Genomic DNA, 17,365 nt, shown 5'->3' on the forward strand with positions numbered 1-17,365 from the left:
AATGACAACAAATAATTCTCTTGACCAGGATCCTGCCGTGTTTTTACCGGCGTTAGAGAAACCCAAACTGCTGATTGTGGACGATCACCCGATCAATATTCAGGTGTTATATCAGGCATTTTCTGCCGATCACCAGGTTTGTATGGCAACCAATGGCAAACAGGCGCTGGAAGTTTGTATTAAGCAGAAGCCGGATCTGATTTTGCTGGATATTGAAATGCCGGATATCAGTGGTTATGAGGTTTGCGCTCAGCTCAAGGCGTTGGCTGAAACCAAAGATATTCCGATAATCTTTGTTACCGCCCATATTGATGAAGAGACGGAAACCCGCTGTTTTAATGAAGGCGCGGTCGATTTTATCAGTAAGCCGATCAATAGAAATACGGTCAGAGCACGCGTGCGCACGCACCTGCTGCTGAAGGCGCAATCTGATTTGTTACGCCAACTGGTGTACCTCGACGGCTTAACTGAGGTACGTAATCGGCGCTATTTTGATGAGCGGTTAAGCCAGGAGTGGAAACTGTCCTGCCGTCATCACACCCCGCTCAGCCTGATTATTATTGATGTTGATTCTTTCAAGAAATATAACGACTTATATGGCCACTTGGCAGGTGATGATTGTTTACGCCGCGTGGCAAAAACGATCCAGCGGACCCTGAAGCACGCTACCGATCTGGTTGCCCGCTATGGTGGTGAAGAGTTTGCCTGCTTGCTTCCTAATACCGAATTGAGCGGTGCCATGGCGGTGGCAGAATTAATCAGAACACAGGTGCTTGAGCAAGAGATCCCACATGCCGACTCTTCGGCTGCCTCTTTTGTCAGTATCAGCCTGGGAGTGTGCTGCCGAGGCGCAGAAAGTACCGCTGCGCTGGCCGATTTCCTGTTGCAGGCGGATACACAACTGTATCAGGCGAAGAAAAAGGGCAAAAATCAAACGTGCGGCACACTTTTAGAAAATAGTGGGCTGTAAGCCAGAGAGGTATTTTGCACTCAGGCCGGTTATTTCCCCACAAGGAAAATCAGAGGCTTCACCGCGTTCAAGCCCGTTGTTATGCCTGGCTCAGGCCCATGCAACGAGTTTACTGGCTGCAGTGCTGGTCAATAAAAAGCTTGGCTGGATGACTTGCCATCATCCAGAAAAACCAGCTAATCTGAAATTGCCCGCTACCGCCGTTTATGAGTGGTTCAGGTTATAAAGTCATTAGCCTAAACAGAGAGTCAGCCGTAACAACTTCATGTTGATGGGGTGATCGCATGTTAATAACAGTGATTATTACTCTTGTTGTCATTGTGGGCGTTGCTGCTTTTATGGCCACGCCAGTGATGGTGGTGAATAACGCGGACGGTGTGAGAGGTGAAGATCAGTGAAATCAGATAACCCACTCGCTCACCGGAATTGATTCAACCCAGTGCCTAATGAATGATGACGGGTTCCAGGAAGGAACCATGTCATCATAGTTCGACAGTCGCCTGCCTTGTAAAAATCCGCCCGAAAAGATAAATCACCGCACTCTTAGATGCCGCATACTAAGCTAAATGATTGATGACGTTTAAATTAGCTAAGGAAGTGCATTATGCTGAATATCGATCGTACTCACCTATTATCCCTGCAAGAGAGTCTCCTTAAGAAACAACGGGTCCCCTTATTGATTACGGCGGCGTTACTGTTGCTGGGGGGCATTTTGTGCCTGCTGAACCCCTTTGCTTCCGGTGTCGCTCTCAGCGTAATGATCGGTGCCTTTTTGCTGTTGAGCGGGTTGGCGCTCATTATTGAGATGTTCATTAACCGGGCGCAAAACACCTGGCCGATGATCGGTGGTATTTTACTGGGCCTTGCCTATTTGATGGTCGGTTTTATTTTTATTTCTAATCCGACGGTCGGTATTTTGGCGCTGGCGGTCTATTTGGCTGTGCTGTTTGCTTTGGGAGGCGCAGCCCGTCTGATAGCCGGTTTTACCTGGCGTGGAATAGGAGGGCGCTGGCTGCAGTTTGTCATCGGTATCCTCGATCTGGCGATCGCCGGGGTGCTGATTGGCGCTGGCCCTGAGGCCACACTGACGCTGGTGACGGCGATCGTCGGTATTGAAATGCTGATCAGTGCATTTAGCCTGTTCCAGGTGGCTAATCAGCTAAAATGAACGGATTGAGCAGTGCGTTTACTTTTCCCGACTATTGATAAAAATGAGATGAGAAGGTTATGGAAATCAAGGATTACTATGCCATCTTAGGGGTTAAACCTTCAGATGACATTAAGGCGATCAAGACCGCGTACCGCCGTTTGGCACGGAAGTTCCATCCTGATGTCAGCACCGAGACTGATGCAGAAGCCCGTTTTAAAGAAGTTGCTGAAGCCTATGAAGTGCTGAAGGACAACGAACGGCGTGCGCAATATGATGAACTGCTCCGGCACCGTAACGATCCTGGTTTTGGCCAGCAGACTCGGCGGGCAGAGAGTGGCGAAGCTGAAGATTACGCCGATATCTTTGCTTCAATGTTTGGCCATGGTGCGCATGGCCGACAGCAGCGGCATGCGGCACGTGGGCAGGACGTTGAGATCGCGGTGGCCATGTTCCTGGAGGAAACGCTGACCGAACACACCCGGTCGCTGAGTTATACGGTGCCGGTATATAACATTTTTGGCCTGGTCGAAAAAGAAATCCCTAAAACGCTTAATGTGAAAATTCCCGCTGGGGTGGTGGATGGCGAACGCATCCGCGTTAAGGGGCAGGGAGTACCTGGTACGGATGGTGGGGCCAATGGTGACCTGTATCTGATCATTAAACTTGCCCCGCACCCGCTGTTCGATGTGATTGGGCACGATCTGGAGATTGTTGTGCCGTTGGCTCCTTGGGAGGCCGCGCTGGGGGCGAAGGTTTCAATCCCTACCTTATCAGATAATATTTTGCTGACTATTCCTGCCGGTACTCAGGCTGGCCAGCGGCTGCGAATGAAGGGAAAAGGCCTGGTCAGCAAAAAGGAAACCGGCAATCTGTATGCGGTGATCAAAATTGTCATGCCGCCAAAACCCGATGCCAAACAGGCGGCTCTGTGGCAACAACTGGCTGAAGCCAACACGGCCTTTGATCCCCGCACTGTATGGAGTAAAGCATAATGACCAAGTTACAGATAACCTTTACCGTAACGGAATTTTGCCTGCATACGGGGGTGACAGAAGCAGAGTTGATCGAAGTGGTGGGATTAGGGGTTATTGAGCCACGCGATCCAGGGGCGGCCGATTGGCTGTTCGACGATGGTGCGCTGGCGGTGTTTAATCGCGCCCAGCGTCTGCAGCGCGAACTGGCCTTGGACTGGCCCGGCATCGCCGTGACGCTGACGCTGTTGGAGGAGATTGAGCAGTTACGCAAAGAGAACAGCCAGTTACGCCATCGCCTGGAGCGTTTTATTGCGCAGCAATGATCGGCATGCTGTATTATACCCGCCCTATTTCAAGCGGCAGGGCGTTGGCTTGGTAACTTGCCGCACATGCAACTTGAAGTATGACGGGTCTATGCCGTGCCTGAATCAAGAAGGAAGTTATTATGTCTGACATGCTGAGCAACGATCAGGAATTGGTTTCTGATTTGGTTGCCTGCCAACTGGTTATTAAACAGATCCTGGACGTGATCGACGTTATCGCGCCGACGGAAGTTCGGGACAAAATGGCCAACCAACTGAAGGGTATCGATTTTTCCACCCATCCGGCCGGGGCCGATCCCATCACCAAGCGAGCGATCGAAAAAGCTATCGCGCTGATTGAGATGAAGTTTAACCGCGAGTAATCGGTCAGTCGTCGCCAAGAGTGGTGGATTTAAACCACTCTTGGCGACATGGTGGCAACAGGGTGTAATAACAATTTCTCACGAACCTGCCCTTGGCTCTAAAGGGGATGCTAAGATAGCGGTTCAGTTTATGCAGTAGATAGGGTTGTTCATGTTCGATTTAGGTTATGGTCCATCCGGCCTGATTTCCATCGCCGTTGTCATTTTGTCCGCACTGCTTGGCTTGTGGGTGTGGTTCTTGGTCAACCGCGCGAGCGTGCGTGCCGATGAGCAGATCCGCTTGTTACAGGAGATCGCCGAGCAACAGCGCCAGCAAACAGCGTTGCTGAAAACGTTGGCGAAAAGCGCGCGTGGGGACCAGGATCCGAACGATGATGACGATCTCAGCCCTGCGCTGAGTTTCAGAGGATTTATTCCGGAGCGTTAAGCTCGCCGCAGATTGGGTGAGAAGGTCAAGAACGGGTCGATTACCTCCGTTTCTGTGTTAATTGGAACGCCTTCTCACCACCTTCATCGTCAATAAAACACCATGTTCGCATAGGGTTTCTCCCGGCAGGCTGCCAAACGGCTGGCCAGATCGCCACAGTGAATTTCCAGAGCATGTCGATCGGGATCGAGAAAATACACCGACTCCCCCTCGCTGCGGTTAGTTTTCCACTCTTCGACCCCATTTGTGCGTAAGCGCGCGGCGAAAGCGGCAAAATCTGCCGGTGCCACGCTTAAAGCATAATGGGTATAGTCACGTCTTGTTAACCCACTGCAAGCATCATCCAGCGACAGGCAGAGCCACAATTCACCCAGCGTCAGGTAGGCCCCTTGTGCCCACCGGGCCTTGGGGCTGAAGCCCAGAAGATCAACGTAAAAAGCAAAGCTGCGGTCAAGATCGCTGACGGCGAGCGTCAGGTGGTTAAGGCCAGATAGCATGGTGGGGATATCCTCAGGGGTATACATTACTGGCTGTCATAAATCTGTCGTATCGGCATCGTAATCTAGCCTGAACCTTACGCAAGATGGATATAGCCAATGATTAAATGGTATGAAGAAAGTGATGCCGAAGTAAACCGTAGCATTGCGTTAATCACCGGGGAAAATCCGGAAAAATGGTACCCTTACGGAGGGATGAAAGGCAAAGACTATTGCAAGAACCCGGCGGATGCCTGGCCGATTATCTGTGCCAACAAAATCAGCCTCAACGCCATCAGCCAGGATAATCCACCCCAGTGGCAGGCCAGTATCACCAACCCGTGCGGCGTATGGCAGGCGGGTAGCCACAGCCCACTGCGAGCCGCCATGATCTGTTTCCTGCTGAGCCAGCAGACGCCAGAGAGGGCGCGTTGACGTAAGGCTTCGTTCACTCTTTTCCCTCATCGCTCCCGCTAAATTAATTTATCTGCCAGTAAGATAGGCAAAAAGGCCAGATGTTTATCATACTGGTCACATAAGCCGCTAGCGGGCTATCTTGTATGACTTGAGGCAGGGAGAGGTCGGGAATGAAGATCACCAATCGTTATTACGATGCGAATAAAGCACATCATACGCCGCAGGGATTTATCAATCCGGAACCAACGCTGCATCAACCGGGAGATTTGCGGCGTTGGCAAGATGAGCGTAAAAAACTCGGCCTACCCAAGCCGCCGCAAGAGGGGTACGAACAGTTCAAGCAGCGCTGGTGGCAAGCCGCCGATCTCAGTGGCAACCAGGACAGCGTTTGGTGGTTGGGACATGCTTCGCTTTTGCTGCGTTTGGGAGGGCGTTATGTGTTGATTGACCCGGTATTGTCGCCCCGTGCCTCACCGGTGAATTTTTATGGCCCAAAACGTAAAACGCCCCCTCCGGTGACGGCGCAGCAGTTGCCAGCGGTGGATGTGGTGCTGATTTCTCATAACCATTACGACCATCTGGATCGCTGTACTATCAGGGAGCTGACCAAGCGTTTCCGCGAGATGACTTTCGTGGTGCCGCTGGGCCTGAAACGCTGGTTCAGCCATTATCCGGCTAAGCGCGTCGTGGAACTCGACTGGTGGGAAAGCCTGGTATTGGATGATATGACGCTGTATGCCACGCCTGCGCGCCATTGGAGCATGAGAACTCCCTGGGATCGTAACCATTCTCTCTGGTGTGGCTGGGTGATCCATCATCCTGCGCTGCGTTTTTACTTCTCCGGTGACAGCGGCTACTCCGAAAAACTGGTCGACATTGGCACCCGTCTAGGGCCGTTCGACATGGCTGCGTTGCCTATCGGTGCCTACGCACCAAGATGGTTCATGCAGGAGCAGCATATGGATCCGCAGCAATCGGTCATGTTGTATCAGCAATTAAATTCACCTCGAGTTATTCCTATTCATTGGGGGGTTTTTGAATTAGCCGATGAGTCGTTAGATGAGCCCCCGTTGCAGTTAAGTGAAGCATTAAGGGCCGCAGGAATTGAGCAACATCGATTTCATCCGTTGAAGATTGGTACGCGTATTGATCTTGACACTAACTCTTAATGAGTAAATGGCGATAACGCACGGGGCAGGCGCGCATCCCGCACCGTGCGGGCTTTGGCGTGGAGGGCTTTTAGTTGAGCACTGAGGTGAATCTCAGTAGAAATGGGTAAAAACAAAGCCAGAGTTGATGGCTGAAATTACGCCATCCCTTTCTTTAGCCCTGGGGTAAAATAAACATTTTGTTATCGGGGGATATTTTTTTTATTTATTTTCGCCTGCCTAGGTTAACTCCGAATATTCATCATTTTGTGGTCGCCGCTATTTCGCCGAGCTGCACTTTCTTGGTGCGTAATTCCCTGTGATGCATGTTTATGCACCAGCAAACGGTAGCTTAGTATTGCGCAAAAAGAGGGATGACAACCGTAATGGGAGGAGGGAGGTGATGATGCCATCCTGCTGTAGCAGGCTTTGGCAGTCAGAGACCGGATCGGTGAGCGGTTTGGCCCCCCGTTCATCGATATTCAAATCTTGCATATAAAATTCCATAAAGATTCAAAATTTTTTATGCTTTTGTGCTAGTCAGGCGCTTATATGTTGTCAAAAGTATGCGTTGTCAGGTTGAAAGAATTGTTAAAATTCAGGCGGCACGCGGATTACAGCGCAAGTCGTTTACAAAGCAGAAAATAGCCAAGGCTTCAACATCTTTTACGGTATTTAGGCTATTCATGCGGCCGACCGTTTCAAATATGTGCGACAGGTCGATCAGTGATTAAAAATGGCTTGCCATAGTTTCCAGAGTATGTGATAACGCATCTGGGTAAAACGAGGTACAGTTCTGTATATGTGTGGCATTTTCAGTAAAGAAGTTCTGAGTAAAGACGTTAGCGTTGAATACCGCTTCTCTGCCGATCCTTATCTTAGTGCCTCAAGCAGTAACGACTCTAGTTTGTCTATGTAACGCCGCTGGGCGGTTTAAACAATCCAAAGGAAATACTCAAGATGGCAAAGATCAAAGGTCAAGTTAAGTGGTTCAACGAGTCTAAAGGTTTCGGTTTCATCACCCCAGCTGACGGTAGCAAAGATGTGTTCGTACACTTCTCTGCAATCCAGGGTAACGGCTTCAAAACCCTGGCTGAAGGTCAGAATGTTGAGTTCGAAATCCAAGATGGCCAGAAAGGTCCATCTGCAGTAAACGTTACTGCTATCTAATCAGCGTCAGCTGTACAAAAAACCCGCCTTTGTGCGGGTTTTTTCGTTTCTGTGATTCGCTCGGCCTCAACCCGTAATAACAATGCCGGAATACTGATTGCGCCCTTTGATGCCCGGATGACTGGGATCCTGCGCGCGGCGATGGCTGTTGCGGCGGTAACTGGTGTATTTAAAGCGCTGTGGCAGCCTGGGGTCGTTGTTCTGAGTGCAGATGGTGCAACTGCCTGCGCGATCGACAGCGGCAAATCCCAAGGCATACAGCTTTTTCTCGGCGATAGCGGCCAGATCCAGATGGCGGTGTTGCGGGCTGATCAATTCAGGTGGCAGAGGTAACGCCTGCTGAAAGCGCGCCACCAACTCCTCGTTGACCTCATAGCAGCATGGACCAGCCGCAGGCCCGATGGCCGCGACCCAGTTTGCGGTGCCATCTTCGCGGTTGATATGCTGTGCCATCTGCTCAAGAATGCCGTCCAATAATCCGCGCCAGCCAGCGTGAACCGCCGCAATAGCCTTGCCGTCGTGACGGCTGAATATGACCGGTAGGCAATCGGCGGTCAGCACGCTGATCAAAATCCCCGGTTCGCGGGTAAAGAAACCATCGGCCTCGCCACAGGTTTGCACCGGGTGATGAACATCGACAATACGGATGCCGTGGACCTGTTTTTTTTCTGGCAGCGTGGCGTGATAAGGCAACAGTAACTCGGGTAGCAGCGCCCCTTTATTACCAAAGCCATGTTTGATGCCGGGAACGGCACTAAGAAGCGGGGAGTAGTCGGTCATAAAACGTCTTTTACCTGCAACTGATGATGGGCTCCAGTGTAGCCAGCTTTTTTACCGCTTGGCTAGCAGCAGAGAGTATCCACCTTGCATCCCATAGCTCCGTTCTTTAGACTAGCCGCGCCGTATCTCTCTGGAAATCAAGCCATGTCCTATCAGTGCCCCCTGTGTCACCAGCCGCTGCACCATGCTCGCCAGCAATGGCATTGCGAAAATCATCATCAATTCGACTGTGCCAAAGAAGGTTACGTCAACTTAATGCCGGTACAGCATAAGCGCTCAAAGCAACCAGGAGACAGCGCTGAGATGATGCAGGCACGCCGTGCGTTCCTGGAGGCGGGGTATTATCAGCCTTTGCAACAGCGGGTCGCTGAATGGCTGGATGAGGCATTGCCTGCGGGGGCCGAGGCGTCGTTGTTGGATATTGGCTGTGGGGAAGGCTATTACACCGCAGCAGTAGCCGCGCGGTTATCCCATAAGCGAGCATTAGCCGCTTTCGGCCTGGACGTGGCCAAGGTGGCGATTCGTTCCGCCGCCAAACGTTACCCGTCGGTATCGTTCTGTGTTGCCTCAAGCCATCGCTTGCCGTTTGCCGACGCTTCGCTCGATGCGGTATTACGCATCTATGCGCCCTGTAAAGCCGAGGAGCTGGCGCGGGTGGTGAAGCCGGGCGGTGTTGTTGTGACGGTATCACCGGGGCCACGCCATCTTTATCAGCTCAAACAGCAGGTTTATCAGGATGTTCAGCTACATGCGGAAAACGACGAGCAGCTTGCGGGATTCACGTGTGAAATCGCAGAGTCGCTAGCCTATCCGATGACGTTGCCGGGCGAGCAGGCGGCTAATCTGCTGCAGATGACGCCGTTTGCCTGGCGCGCCTCAGTACAGGTGCAGCAAACGCTGGCGGAGAACACGGCTTTTGCCTGTGAGACAGACTTTGCGCTCCGCCTGTATCGCCGCTTCTATTAGAAACCAAAAAACCTGCCGAGGCAGGTTTTTCACTTCCGCTGGACGTCAGGCCAGATAGCCCAGGTGCTCGAGCAGGATATTGACCCCAATGCCAATCAGCACCACGCCGCCAAGAATTTCGGCGCGTTTACCCAGCAGAGGGCCGATATAGCGGCCAATCATCATCCCCAGCGTGGCCATAATCATGGTGGCACAACCGATCGCCATGGCGGTATGGACAATGTTAACCTGCAGGAAGGCCAAGCCAACGCCGATAGCCATCGCATCTAAACTGGTGGCGATAGCGGTAGCGACTAGCACCCAGAAGCCATGACGTTTAACCTTTTGTTCTTCGTGCGGCTTGTTCTTGGTACCTTCCACGATCATACGTGCGCCCAGAATAAACAGCAGGCCGAAGGCCACCCAGTGGTCCCACTCCATGATGTATTGGCTGGCGAACAGCCCGATAGCCCAGCCGATTAACGGGGTAATGGCTTCAATCACGCCAAAGATCAGGCCGGTGCGCAGTGCTTCACGAAAACGCGGTTTATGCAGGGTCGCGCCTTTACCGATCGAAGCGGCAAATGCGTCCATAGACATACCAAATGCGAGAATAAGAGTTGCTGACAGGTTCATGTAAAATAGCCTCGGCCGGGTGGCTCCATATACACGTAACCCACCCCCAACCATACGACGGAGTTACGTGTCTATGGTCTCGCCAACCTGTTCGGCTGCCCGCACCACGTTCCGAGTTGCGAAACGAGTATGTTGATACGGGCGTTTCTGGTATTTGTTGCCCAGAAACCGGCTACTCCCCAATGACGGCGCAACCTTACCATAATATTTTTAGCGGAGACAACCTTTAAATTGCTGGGGTGATGCAATAGGATTGAGAATTATTTTCACTTAAGATGGAAAGGTAACAAATAATGGTGATAATAACGTCAATGCTGCAAAAATAATAAACAACATGTCAGGGGGATTGCTGATTAATTACCCGCCAATACCGCTGAATGTTAAATTTAAATAAAGTGAGAGAAGGTTTTTTGTTACTGATTTTCAACAAGAAAATGATAAATCCTCTCCAGGTCGTCTAATTGCGTGACCTGAATCAATAATCTGCGCTGTTCTAAATCAATAACCAGAATGCCGTCTTCAGATAAATTCATCGCTCTGATCCGCGAGTATTCGATAAATGCATTGGCATAAAAGAACCCCTGTGATTTAAACAACAGTTTGGGCCAGCGAATATAGGAAATATATACGGCAATCAAGGCGAGAGAAATGAGCAGATACGTGGTTAATGGCGCGCCTTGCGTGGTGACGTTGCGGTAAATCAGGATGGCCAGTAGGCCGACAAAAATCAGGCAGTCAAGCCGATTACTGCGTTTTAACGGCACCTTGAGCAGGGTTTTGCCCTTCAGCAGGTTCATGCCGAATTCGTCGTACATGGCGTACAACAGCATCAGCACAATAAAAATCAGTAATACCGCGTCGGTCAGCGACATCTCACAACTCCATCAATAAAAAACCGGGGTTTTGCCTCTAATGCCGGTCAGTTAAGCGAACAGTGGCATAACCATGCGGCATAATGCCAAAGGTAACGCCCCCTCTCCCTGTGGGAGAGGGCCGGGGTGAGGGGCTTGTAGTACAGTGATCTTCCCCTCACTCTAACCCTCTCCCCGAAGGAGAGGGGACTGCTTAGCCTTTAGATTTTTATCCTCGCTTGTTAACGCGATTATAGCCCCAGCAGACCGATCCAGTAGCCGAAAATACCAATAGCGAAGAAACCGATGATGATCCACAGCGCATTGACCTTCTTGCGCAGCAGCCACATACAGCCAAAGGTTAGCAGCAGCGGTACCAGCCCCGGCATTAACTGATCGAGGATGGTTTGCACCGTGGTGATCTTGGTTTGCCCGGTCTGATCGGTGATCTTCGACACCACCAGCGGAATATTGACGTGCGTCCACTTGTTAACCAAGGCCCCCATGACAAACAGGCCGAGAATCGACGCTCCTTCCGTCAGTTTCTGCAGGAAACCACCGCCCATATCGTTAACGATATCCACCCCTTTGCGATAACCGTAGGCCACGCCGTAATAACGAACCAGCAGGCGTACCAGGTTAAACAGCACGAAGAACAGGATCGGGCCGAGCAGGCTGCCGCTCATGGCGATCCCCGCCCCCAGGGCTGCAAACACCGGGCGCACGGTGCCCCAGAAAATCGGGTCGCCCACGCCAGCCAGCGGGCCCATCAGGCCCACTTTGATACCGTTGATCGCCGCATCGTCAATCGGGGCACCATTGGCGCGCTGCTCTTCCATCGCCATGGTGACGCCGAGCACCGGTGCTGCAACGAAGGGTTGTGTGTTGAAGAACTCGAGATGGCGCTTGATCGCTTGCTTGCGATCGTCGTTATTCTCCGGGTACAGGCGGCGGATCACCGGCACCATTGAAAAACAGAAACCCAGCGCCTGCATACGTTCAAAGTTCCATGACCCCTGGAATAGGTTCGAGCGGATGAATACGCCACGAATATCAGCAGGTGTCAGTTTCTTTTGCGTCGTTGTATCAACCATTTCTTTCACCTATTCCTAGTCCAGTTCGTTATCAAGGTCGTTGGCATTGGCTGGGCCGGCCTGAACCACCTGAGACTTGTTGTATTTCGGGCTGAGTTGGATATAGAGCACGGCCATCACCACACCGATCACCCCGAGTGCAACCAGGTTAAAGTTGGTAAAGGCGGCGGTAACGAAGCCCAGGTAGAAGAATGGCATTAGGTAGCCGGCACGCATCATGTTGATGACCATGGCATAACCCACCACCACGATCATGCCACCGGCGATGTTCAAGCCGCTGGTCACCACTTCCGGGATCGAGTTAAGCAGCGCGTGAACGCCAGCGGTACCGACCGAGATGGCCACGATCACCGCCGGAATGGCGATACGCATCGCCTGTAACAGCAGGGCAGCGATGTGGATCAAGGTGATGCCGCGCAGGCTGCCACGTTCCGCCGCGCTGTCGGCCGCGTGCTGGAAGGCCACGGTCAGAGTACGGACGATAATGGTCAATACCTGGCCTGCCGCCGCCAGCGGAATGGCGAGAGCGATACCGGCACCGATGTTTTGCCCACCGGCAATAACCAGAATGGTAGAAATGATGGACGCCAATGCCGCATCCGGTGCTACTGCGGCGCCGATATTCATCCAACCCAGGGCGATCATCTCCAGCGTACCGCCGATGATGATGCCGGTTTTCATGTCGCCAAGGACAAAACCAATCAACGTACAGGCGACTAACGGACGATGGAACTGAAATTCATCCAGAACGGAACCCATCCCGGCAATACAGGCAACGATAAATATCAGCACAATCTGAAGAGTGGTAATCTCCATTGTACTTCTCCTATTTGACCGAAAAGCTTTGAATAAAAGAATTAACGGCACAGGCCATTAATTGAGTTTGTTAATCAGATCCATCATTTTCAACTGGGTATCGGACGACACTTTCCGCACTTCCAGTTCAATACCGCGTTGGTTTAATTTATTAAACGCATCGATGTCTTTTTGATCGACAGACACGGCGTTATTCACCTGGGTTTTGCCCTGACGGAACGCCATACCGCCGATATTGACGGATTTAATCGCCACGCCGCCTTCCACCAGGCGCCAGACATCGGTGGGATTGGTAAACAGTAGCATCACGCGCTCACCGGCATATTTCGGGTTATTCCAGACGCGAATCGCTTTTGCTACGTCGACAACGTGTGCGGTCACGCCGGGAGGAGCCACCTGCGTCAGCAGGGTTTTGCGTACGTGATCGGCCGCGACTTCGTCACTGACCACGATGATACGGCTAACGTTAGTTTCCTTGGTCCAACGGGTGGCGACCTGGCCGTGAATCAAACGGTCATCAATGCGAGCCAGGCCAATCTTCATATGATCGTCAGGGTCGAGTGGAGCTTGTGGCGCGGCGGTTTTTATGGGAGATGGAACGGCGGGTTTGGCGGGATCGGCGGCCGGTTTCTTCAGCGCTTTTACGCCTTCACGGCCGGTTTCCAGCGCCAAGGCGACCAGTTCGTCGAAGCTGGGGTTGTCGTCTCGTGCCATAAAGGTTTCCACCAGCATCGGAATATTAACCCCGGTGATCACCTCATAGTGCTGTTTATCGACAGCAATACGGCTGGCTGCATTAAACGGGCTGCCGCCCCAGGTATCGACCAGAAACAGAACGCCATCACTGGTGTCGAGCTCGCTGATTTTCCCATTGTATTTTTCGATTAGCGTTTCGGCGTTTTCACCGGGGACAAAATCTATATAAGCGACGTTAGCCTGATCGCCTAATAGCATTTCTGCGGTTTTCAGCAGTTGTTCCGCTGCAGTCCCGTGTGTGCCGATGATAATAGCTATTGCCACTCGCTACCTCCTCGTTGAACTTAAGACACCGTTCGTGTCTTTCTCGTTACCATCCTTGCAGTAGATTTCCGTCGTTCAGATACATCATGGTAGAAAAAAGCTGACTTCATACTTCCCGCGCAGTTTCATCAACCTGTACGTGTTAATTCACATTAGCGTCAATTTATTTTAGTGAGTGAAAAAATAAATTTTGTGATGACGCTCCGTTATTGGCCGATCGAACGACTGCCGGCGTTTGTTTGAAGGATTAAACGGCAAACAGACGACAAAATGAGGCGCAAAGTAAAAGAAGCCACTTTTCCACTAAAAAATTTCCTGCTAGAGTGCCTGCTTCTTTTATCGTTAAGGAGTGAAGGGCCTCAGCCCTCCCTATGGACTGTCACCGAAGTTACTGTTTTTCAAGGTTTCACCCGCCCCCTGTTGGCGTTATAGATATCACCCGGCCCGTTGGCTGCTTCCCGGTACTGCGATTCTATTCCACCGTTGTTTCTGTTCGCGCAACCTCTGCGTATGCATCGTCACGCTTGAGCATTGCTCAGCATCCCCGTCTTTCTTCTGGAGTCTGATATGGAAATCTTAATGGATCCCTCCATTTGGGCAGGGTTATTGACCTTGGTGGTGCTGGAAATTGTACTGGGCATCGACAACCTGGTGTTTATTGCCATTCTGGCCGACAAGCTGCCACCCAAGCAACGTGATAAAGCGCGTATTCTTGGTTTGTCGCTGGCGCTGGTGATGCGCCTTGGCCTGCTGTCGGTGATTTCGTGGATGGTGACCCTGACCACGCCGTTGTTCCGCGTGGCAGAATTCAGTTTCTCTGGCCGCGATCTGATCCTGCTGTTTGGCGGCCTCTTCCTGCTGTTTAAAGCCACCATGGAGCTGCACGAACGGCTGGAAGGGCACAACCATCAAGGTGGGCTTAACCGCGGCTACGCTAAATTCTGGGTAGTCGTGGTGCAGATCGTTATTCTGGATGCGGTATTCTCCCTCGATGCGGTGATCACCGCCGTGGGAATGGTGAACGATCTGCCGATCATGATGGCGGCGGTGGTGATTGCCATGGCGGTGATGCTACTGGCGTCTAAACCGCTCACCAGCTTCGTCAACGCCCATCCCACCATCGTGGTGCTCTGTCTGAGCTTCCTGCTGATGATTGGTCTGAGCCTGATCGCCGAAGGCTTCGGTTTGCATATTCCGAAAGGTTATCTGTACGCCGCGATTGGCTTCTCGATCCTGATCGAACTGTTTAACCAGATCGCACGTCGCAACTTCATCAAGCATGAGGCGCGCCGTCCAATGCGCGAGCGCACGGCAGAAACCATTATGCGCCTGATGGGGCAGGAGCGAACGCAGCAGCAGCCGGACGAAGCGGCAACGCGTGAAGTGAACCAGACCTTTGCCGAGGAAGAACGCTATATGATCAGTGGGGTACTTACGCTGGCTTCGCGCACCCTGCGCAGCGTCATGACACCGCGTACCGAAATCTCCTGGGTGGACTGTGAACGCTCCCGTGAAGAGGTGCGCGAACAACTGCTGGATACGCCGCATAGCCTGTTCCCGGTGTGCCGTGACGAACTGGATGAAATCATTGGCGTAGTGCGCGCTAAAGATTTGCTGGTGGCGCTGGACGAGGGGGTGGATATTGCGGAGTTCGCCGCCCGCACGCCGCCGATGGTGGTGCCGGAAACCATGGATGTGATCAAGCTGCTGGCCGTATTGCGCAGCGCCAAAGGCCGCCTGGTGGTGGTCACTAATGAGTTCGGGGTGGTGCAAGGGTTGGTAACACCGTTAGACGTGCTGGAAGCGATCGCCGGAGAGTTTCCTGACGAAGACGAAACGCCGGACATTATCACGGAAGGTGGCCGCTGGCTGGTGAAAGGCGGGGCAGATTTGCACTCGTTGGAGCAGGCACTGGACTGCGACGATCTGGTCAGCCCGACGGAGGATTACGCGTCGCTGGCGGGTTTCCTGCTCTCCCATTATGGCCAGATGCCGGAAGTTGGCGACGTGGTGGAACTGAACGCGCTGCGTTTTGAGATCCTGGAAGTGTCCGACTATCGCATCGAACTGGTGGGCATTACCAAAGTGAAGCCTCACGACGAACAAAATCAGTAATACTTCAGGCCGGAGGGTTCTCCTCCGGCCGCTGTCGCTGCGGGGCGTGCAGCTCTTGCCGGCGGATTTCATATTGCTGTAACCACACCGGAAACACCTTGATCGGCATCGGCTTGGCAAAGTAGAAGCCCTGCAGTGCGTTGACGTTGCGGGAGCGCAGATAGTCGGCCTGCTCTTGGGTTTCCACACCTTCCGCAACCATCTTGATCTTCAGGCGCTGTGCCAGCGTGATGATGGTGTCGGTGACGGTGGCGTTCACCGCATCGGTGCCGATAGCGGCGGTAAAGCTTTTATCGATTTTCAACACGTCCGGGCTCAGATTCTTCAGGTAGCTCAGTGAGCTGTGGCCCGTCCCAAAATCATCAATCGCCAGCATGATGCCCATTTCCTTGAGCGCCTTGATCTGCTCGTGCTGAATTTCCGACAACGCCGTGCGTTCGGTCAGTTCCAGCATCAGTGAAGGCATTGGGTTTGCCGGTAACCAGAGGCGCCGAATATCATCAATAACACCGATGCTGTTGAAATGCTCGGCGGCAACGTTGATGCTGATATAGAACGAGGGCCTCTGCGGGAACAGGTTCAGGTTCTCTATGACGTTGCTCATCAGGTAGCGGGTGAGCACAATAATCAGATCGTGCTGCTCGGCCAAGGGGATAAACACATCCGGTGAAATCCAGCCTTGGCGCTTGTTCTTCCAGCGCAGCAGCGTTTCGACGCCGACGCAGCGGCCATTGGCGCTATTAATAATCGGCTGGCAGTAAACGCGGAACTCACGGTGTGTAATGGCATGGCCGATGTAGTAAGACAGGCTCATGCGGTTTGCGGTAATCAGATACACCAGATAAGCGACCAGCAGGCTAATCATCAGGGCCAGTGGAATATGGCGCGGTAGGGCGGCCAGAGCCAACGTGCTGGCGCTAGGGCCAAACAGTGAAATAGAGAAGGGGGACTTGTCTGACTGCACCGTATATTGCCGGCCTTCAGACTGTGTACTACTGAGAATAATTTCGCGTTGACCGTACATCAGGCTGTAGTCGCCAACGTTAAGCACCACTCTATGAGCGTAAGGCTCCTGCGGTTCAAGTAAAAAATTGGCCAGCAATTCAATATTGAATACGTGCAGCACGCCATTGGTGCCGCTGTTGCTTTGCGGTGTCCACAGCACCAGCGTCGGCACGCCTTTGGCCACCGCCAGGGAAGGGCGCAGAGCCAACTGCACCCCTTTATTGCCCATCTCGGGGAAGATAATCGAAAACACATAATTACGTGGGCCAAACAGGCTTGAACAGTAAATAACCCCATTCTTCACCAGCAGCAGGGCGCGCAAGGCCTGATTCTGCGCGGCGCGAAAGCGCAGCGTCGGCATGATGGAGGCGCAGGGCTGGCCAACCAACGGCATGGTGCGCTCGGCCTGTTGCTGTGCAGGTAGCAGCAGTTCATTTAGTTTGGTGATAATTCGGGTGGCTAAAACCTGCCGGTTTTTTTCAGTAAGGCGAACTTCCTGATAATAGTGTGTATATAGCGAAATCGATAAGATAACTACCCCAACCGCACTGGCGATCAGCCATCGGTAATAGCGATATTTTGATGCGACAAGCTGGGTCATCAACATCAGGTAGATCCTTGTTTAGCGATATAGCCTGAGCCACTCCAAGCCTAAATTTTTCAATGGGACGCTTGGCTAATTCTAG

Annotated in this window: 21 protein-coding genes and 1 riboswitch; of the genes, 12 read left to right on the forward strand and 9 right to left on the reverse strand. The window is 52.4% G+C overall.

Annotated elements, in window-relative coordinates; genetic code table 11:
- The first annotated feature begins 1 nt into the window (after window position 1).
- The 6 genes from WG891_RS12520 (at window position 2) to WG891_RS12545 (ending at window position 4,206) form a co-directional block, all read left to right on the forward strand.
- The gene (locus tag WG891_RS12520) at window positions 2-970 is read left to right on the forward strand and encodes a diguanylate cyclase domain-containing protein (RefSeq protein ID WP_337263025.1); all 969 of its coding nucleotides are present in this window, start codon (window positions 2-4) and stop codon (window positions 968-970) included.
- Window positions 971-1,574: 604 nt separating this feature from the next.
- Window positions 1,575-2,138, forward strand: coding sequence for an HdeD family acid-resistance protein (locus WG891_RS12525; RefSeq protein ID WP_337263026.1), 564 nt, complete (start codon window positions 1,575-1,577; stop codon window positions 2,136-2,138).
- A 59-nt stretch (window positions 2,139-2,197) separates the two neighbouring features.
- Window positions 2,198-3,112, forward strand: a complete 915-nt coding sequence (gene cbpA, locus WG891_RS12530; protein ID WP_337263027.1) for a curved DNA-binding protein — start codon at window positions 2,198-2,200, stop codon at window positions 3,110-3,112.
- Window positions 3,112-3,417 (forward strand): chaperone modulator CbpM, encoded by a 306-nt coding sequence (gene cbpM, locus WG891_RS12535; RefSeq protein WP_337263028.1) that lies wholly within the window; start codon window positions 3,112-3,114, stop codon window positions 3,415-3,417. The genes cbpA and cbpM overlap by 1 nt, the downstream gene beginning before the upstream one ends.
- 122 nt (window positions 3,418-3,539) lie before the next feature.
- Window positions 3,540-3,779 carry a DUF2766 family protein gene (locus WG891_RS12540; protein WP_156294299.1) on the forward strand — a complete coding sequence of 80 codons (240 nt, stop codon included), beginning with the start codon at window positions 3,540-3,542 and terminating at the stop codon, window positions 3,777-3,779.
- Window positions 3,780-3,930: 151 nt separating this feature from the next.
- Entirely contained in the window at window positions 3,931-4,206 is a 276-nt protein-coding gene (locus WG891_RS12545) for a YebO family protein (protein WP_337263029.1), read from the forward strand.
- 89 nt (window positions 4,207-4,295) lie between these two features.
- Here the strand turns inward: WG891_RS12545 and fos are convergent, their stop codons facing one another.
- The gene (fos, locus tag WG891_RS12550) at window positions 4,296-4,703 is read right to left on the reverse strand and encodes a fosfomycin resistance glutathione transferase (protein ID WP_337263030.1); all 408 of its coding nucleotides are present in this window, start codon (window positions 4,701-4,703) and stop codon (window positions 4,296-4,298) included.
- 99 nt (window positions 4,704-4,802) lie between these two features.
- On the opposite strand from fos, the gene WG891_RS12555 reads away from it, so the two are divergent.
- Window positions 4,803-5,117, forward strand: a complete 315-nt coding sequence (locus WG891_RS12555; protein ID WP_337263031.1) for a phage protein NinX family protein — start codon at window positions 4,803-4,805, stop codon at window positions 5,115-5,117.
- Window positions 5,118-5,269: 152 nt separating this feature from the next.
- On the forward strand, window positions 5,270-6,268 hold the full coding sequence (locus WG891_RS12560) for an MBL fold metallo-hydrolase (protein ID WP_337263032.1): 999 nt from the start codon (window positions 5,270-5,272) through the stop codon (window positions 6,266-6,268).
- Window positions 6,269-6,577: 309 nt separating this feature from the next.
- Here WG891_RS12560 and WG891_RS12565 read toward each other — a convergent pair whose 3' ends face one another.
- On the reverse strand, window positions 6,578-6,742 hold the full coding sequence (locus tag WG891_RS12565) for a hypothetical protein (protein ID WP_337263033.1): 165 nt from the start codon (window positions 6,740-6,742) through the stop codon (window positions 6,578-6,580).
- A gap of 307 nt (window positions 6,743-7,049) precedes the next feature.
- Here WG891_RS12565 and WG891_RS12570 point away from each other — a divergent pair, with 307 nt between their 5' ends.
- Window positions 7,050-7,166, forward strand: coding sequence for a DUF2627 domain-containing protein (locus WG891_RS12570; protein ID WP_002211058.1), 117 nt, complete (start codon window positions 7,050-7,052; stop codon window positions 7,164-7,166).
- Window positions 7,167-7,207: 41 nt separating this feature from the next.
- Window positions 7,208-7,417: a transcription antiterminator/RNA stability regulator CspE gene (cspE, locus tag WG891_RS12575; protein WP_002221949.1), complete on the forward strand. Its 210-nt coding sequence runs from the start codon at window positions 7,208-7,210 to the stop codon at window positions 7,415-7,417.
- A gap of 66 nt (window positions 7,418-7,483) precedes the next feature.
- On the opposite strand, the gene pgeF is transcribed toward cspE, so the two are convergent.
- Window positions 7,484-8,197 carry a peptidoglycan editing factor PgeF gene (gene pgeF / locus WG891_RS12580; protein WP_337263034.1) on the reverse strand — a complete coding sequence of 238 codons (714 nt, stop codon included), beginning with the start codon at window positions 8,195-8,197 and terminating at the stop codon, window positions 7,484-7,486.
- Between the two features lie 144 nt (window positions 8,198-8,341).
- Between pgeF and rlmA the strand changes: the two genes are divergently transcribed.
- Window positions 8,342-9,163: a 23S rRNA (guanine(745)-N(1))-methyltransferase gene (gene rlmA / locus WG891_RS12585; RefSeq protein WP_337263035.1), complete on the forward strand. Its 822-nt coding sequence runs from the start codon at window positions 8,342-8,344 to the stop codon at window positions 9,161-9,163.
- A 45-nt stretch (window positions 9,164-9,208) separates the two neighbouring features.
- Here the strand turns inward: rlmA and mntP are convergent, their stop codons facing one another.
- From mntP to manX, 5 genes are all read right to left on the reverse strand, one after another.
- Window positions 9,209-9,778 carry a manganese efflux pump MntP gene (gene mntP, locus WG891_RS12590; RefSeq protein WP_337263036.1) on the reverse strand — a complete coding sequence of 190 codons (570 nt, stop codon included), beginning with the start codon at window positions 9,776-9,778 and terminating at the stop codon, window positions 9,209-9,211.
- Window positions 9,779-9,790: 12 nt separating this feature from the next.
- A riboswitch (yybP-ykoY riboswitch) is annotated at window positions 9,791-9,971 on the reverse strand.
- Between the two features lie 220 nt (window positions 9,972-10,191).
- Window positions 10,192-10,650 (reverse strand): DUF986 family protein, encoded by a 459-nt coding sequence (locus WG891_RS12595; protein ID WP_337263037.1) that lies wholly within the window; start codon window positions 10,648-10,650, stop codon window positions 10,192-10,194.
- A 230-nt stretch (window positions 10,651-10,880) separates the two neighbouring features.
- On the reverse strand, window positions 10,881-11,723 hold the full coding sequence (locus WG891_RS12600; protein WP_337263038.1) for a PTS mannose transporter subunit IID: 843 nt from the start codon (window positions 11,721-11,723) through the stop codon (window positions 10,881-10,883).
- Window positions 11,724-11,738: 15 nt separating this feature from the next.
- A complete protein-coding gene (locus tag WG891_RS12605) occupies window positions 11,739-12,539 on the reverse strand; it encodes a PTS mannose/fructose/sorbose transporter subunit IIC (protein ID WP_156294302.1) in 801 nt (266 codons plus the stop codon).
- Window positions 12,540-12,596: 57 nt separating this feature from the next.
- Window positions 12,597-13,559: a PTS mannose transporter subunit IIAB gene (gene manX, locus WG891_RS12610; RefSeq protein ID WP_337263039.1), complete on the reverse strand. Its 963-nt coding sequence runs from the start codon at window positions 13,557-13,559 to the stop codon at window positions 12,597-12,599.
- A gap of 567 nt (window positions 13,560-14,126) precedes the next feature.
- On the opposite strand from manX, the gene WG891_RS12615 reads away from it, so the two are divergent.
- Complete coding sequence (locus WG891_RS12615; RefSeq protein ID WP_337263040.1) at window positions 14,127-15,674, forward strand: TerC family protein; 1,548 nt, start codon at window positions 14,127-14,129, stop codon at window positions 15,672-15,674.
- A gap of 4 nt (window positions 15,675-15,678) precedes the next feature.
- Here the strand turns inward: WG891_RS12615 and WG891_RS12620 are convergent, their stop codons facing one another.
- Window positions 15,679-17,286: an EAL domain-containing protein gene (locus WG891_RS12620; RefSeq protein WP_337263041.1), complete on the reverse strand. Its 1,608-nt coding sequence runs from the start codon at window positions 17,284-17,286 to the stop codon at window positions 15,679-15,681.
- Window positions 17,287-17,365: the final 79 nt, after the last annotated feature.

Origin of the sequence: Serratia sp. MMO-28, assembly GCF_037199905.1 — a bacterium.
GTDB lineage: Bacteria > Pseudomonadota > Gammaproteobacteria > Enterobacterales > Enterobacteriaceae > Chania > Chania oryzae.

What these genes read in the sequence shown, in the direction of transcription:
- WG891_RS12620 (WP_337263041.1), bottom strand. Translation starts at nt 17,286, where the DNA reads ATGTTGATGACCCAGCTTGTCGCATCAAAATATCGCTATTACCGATGG.
- WG891_RS12615 (WP_337263040.1), top strand. Translation starts at nt 14,127, where the DNA reads ATGGAAATCTTAATGGATCCCTCCATTTGGGCAGGGTTATTGACCTTG.
- cbpA (WP_337263027.1), top strand. Translation starts at nt 2,198, where the DNA reads ATGGAAATCAAGGATTACTATGCCATCTTAGGGGTTAAACCTTCAGAT.
- WG891_RS12600 (WP_337263038.1), bottom strand. Translation starts at nt 11,723, where the DNA reads ATGGTTGATACAACGACGCAAAAGAAACTGACACCTGCTGATATTCGT.
- WG891_RS12545 (WP_337263029.1), top strand. Translation starts at nt 3,931, where the DNA reads ATGTTCGATTTAGGTTATGGTCCATCCGGCCTGATTTCCATCGCCGTT.
- WG891_RS12570 (WP_002211058.1), top strand. Translation starts at nt 7,050, where the DNA reads ATGTGTGGCATTTTCAGTAAAGAAGTTCTGAGTAAAGACGTTAGCGTT.
- cbpM (WP_337263028.1), top strand. Translation starts at nt 3,112, where the DNA reads ATGACCAAGTTACAGATAACCTTTACCGTAACGGAATTTTGCCTGCAT.
- pgeF (WP_337263034.1), bottom strand. Translation starts at nt 8,197, where the DNA reads ATGACCGACTACTCCCCGCTTCTTAGTGCCGTTCCCGGCATCAAACAT.
- WG891_RS12595 (WP_337263037.1), bottom strand. Translation starts at nt 10,650, where the DNA reads ATGTCGCTGACCGACGCGGTATTACTGATTTTTATTGTGCTGATGCTG.
- WG891_RS12555 (WP_337263031.1), top strand. Translation starts at nt 4,803, where the DNA reads ATGATTAAATGGTATGAAGAAAGTGATGCCGAAGTAAACCGTAGCATT.
- WG891_RS12520 (WP_337263025.1), top strand. Translation starts at nt 2, where the DNA reads ATGACAACAAATAATTCTCTTGACCAGGATCCTGCCGTGTTTTTACCG.
- WG891_RS12540 (WP_156294299.1), top strand. Translation starts at nt 3,540, where the DNA reads ATGTCTGACATGCTGAGCAACGATCAGGAATTGGTTTCTGATTTGGTT.
- mntP (WP_337263036.1), bottom strand. Translation starts at nt 9,778, where the DNA reads ATGAACCTGTCAGCAACTCTTATTCTCGCATTTGGTATGTCTATGGAC.
- WG891_RS12560 (WP_337263032.1), top strand. Translation starts at nt 5,270, where the DNA reads ATGAAGATCACCAATCGTTATTACGATGCGAATAAAGCACATCATACG.
- WG891_RS12605 (WP_156294302.1), bottom strand. Translation starts at nt 12,539, where the DNA reads ATGGAGATTACCACTCTTCAGATTGTGCTGATATTTATCGTTGCCTGT.
- WG891_RS12525 (WP_337263026.1), top strand. Translation starts at nt 1,575, where the DNA reads ATGCTGAATATCGATCGTACTCACCTATTATCCCTGCAAGAGAGTCTC.
- fos (WP_337263030.1), bottom strand. Translation starts at nt 4,703, where the DNA reads ATGCTATCTGGCCTTAACCACCTGACGCTCGCCGTCAGCGATCTTGAC.
- cspE (WP_002221949.1), top strand. Translation starts at nt 7,208, where the DNA reads ATGGCAAAGATCAAAGGTCAAGTTAAGTGGTTCAACGAGTCTAAAGGT.
- WG891_RS12565 (WP_337263033.1), bottom strand. Translation starts at nt 6,742, where the DNA reads ATGCAAGATTTGAATATCGATGAACGGGGGGCCAAACCGCTCACCGAT.
- rlmA (WP_337263035.1), top strand. Translation starts at nt 8,342, where the DNA reads ATGTCCTATCAGTGCCCCCTGTGTCACCAGCCGCTGCACCATGCTCGC.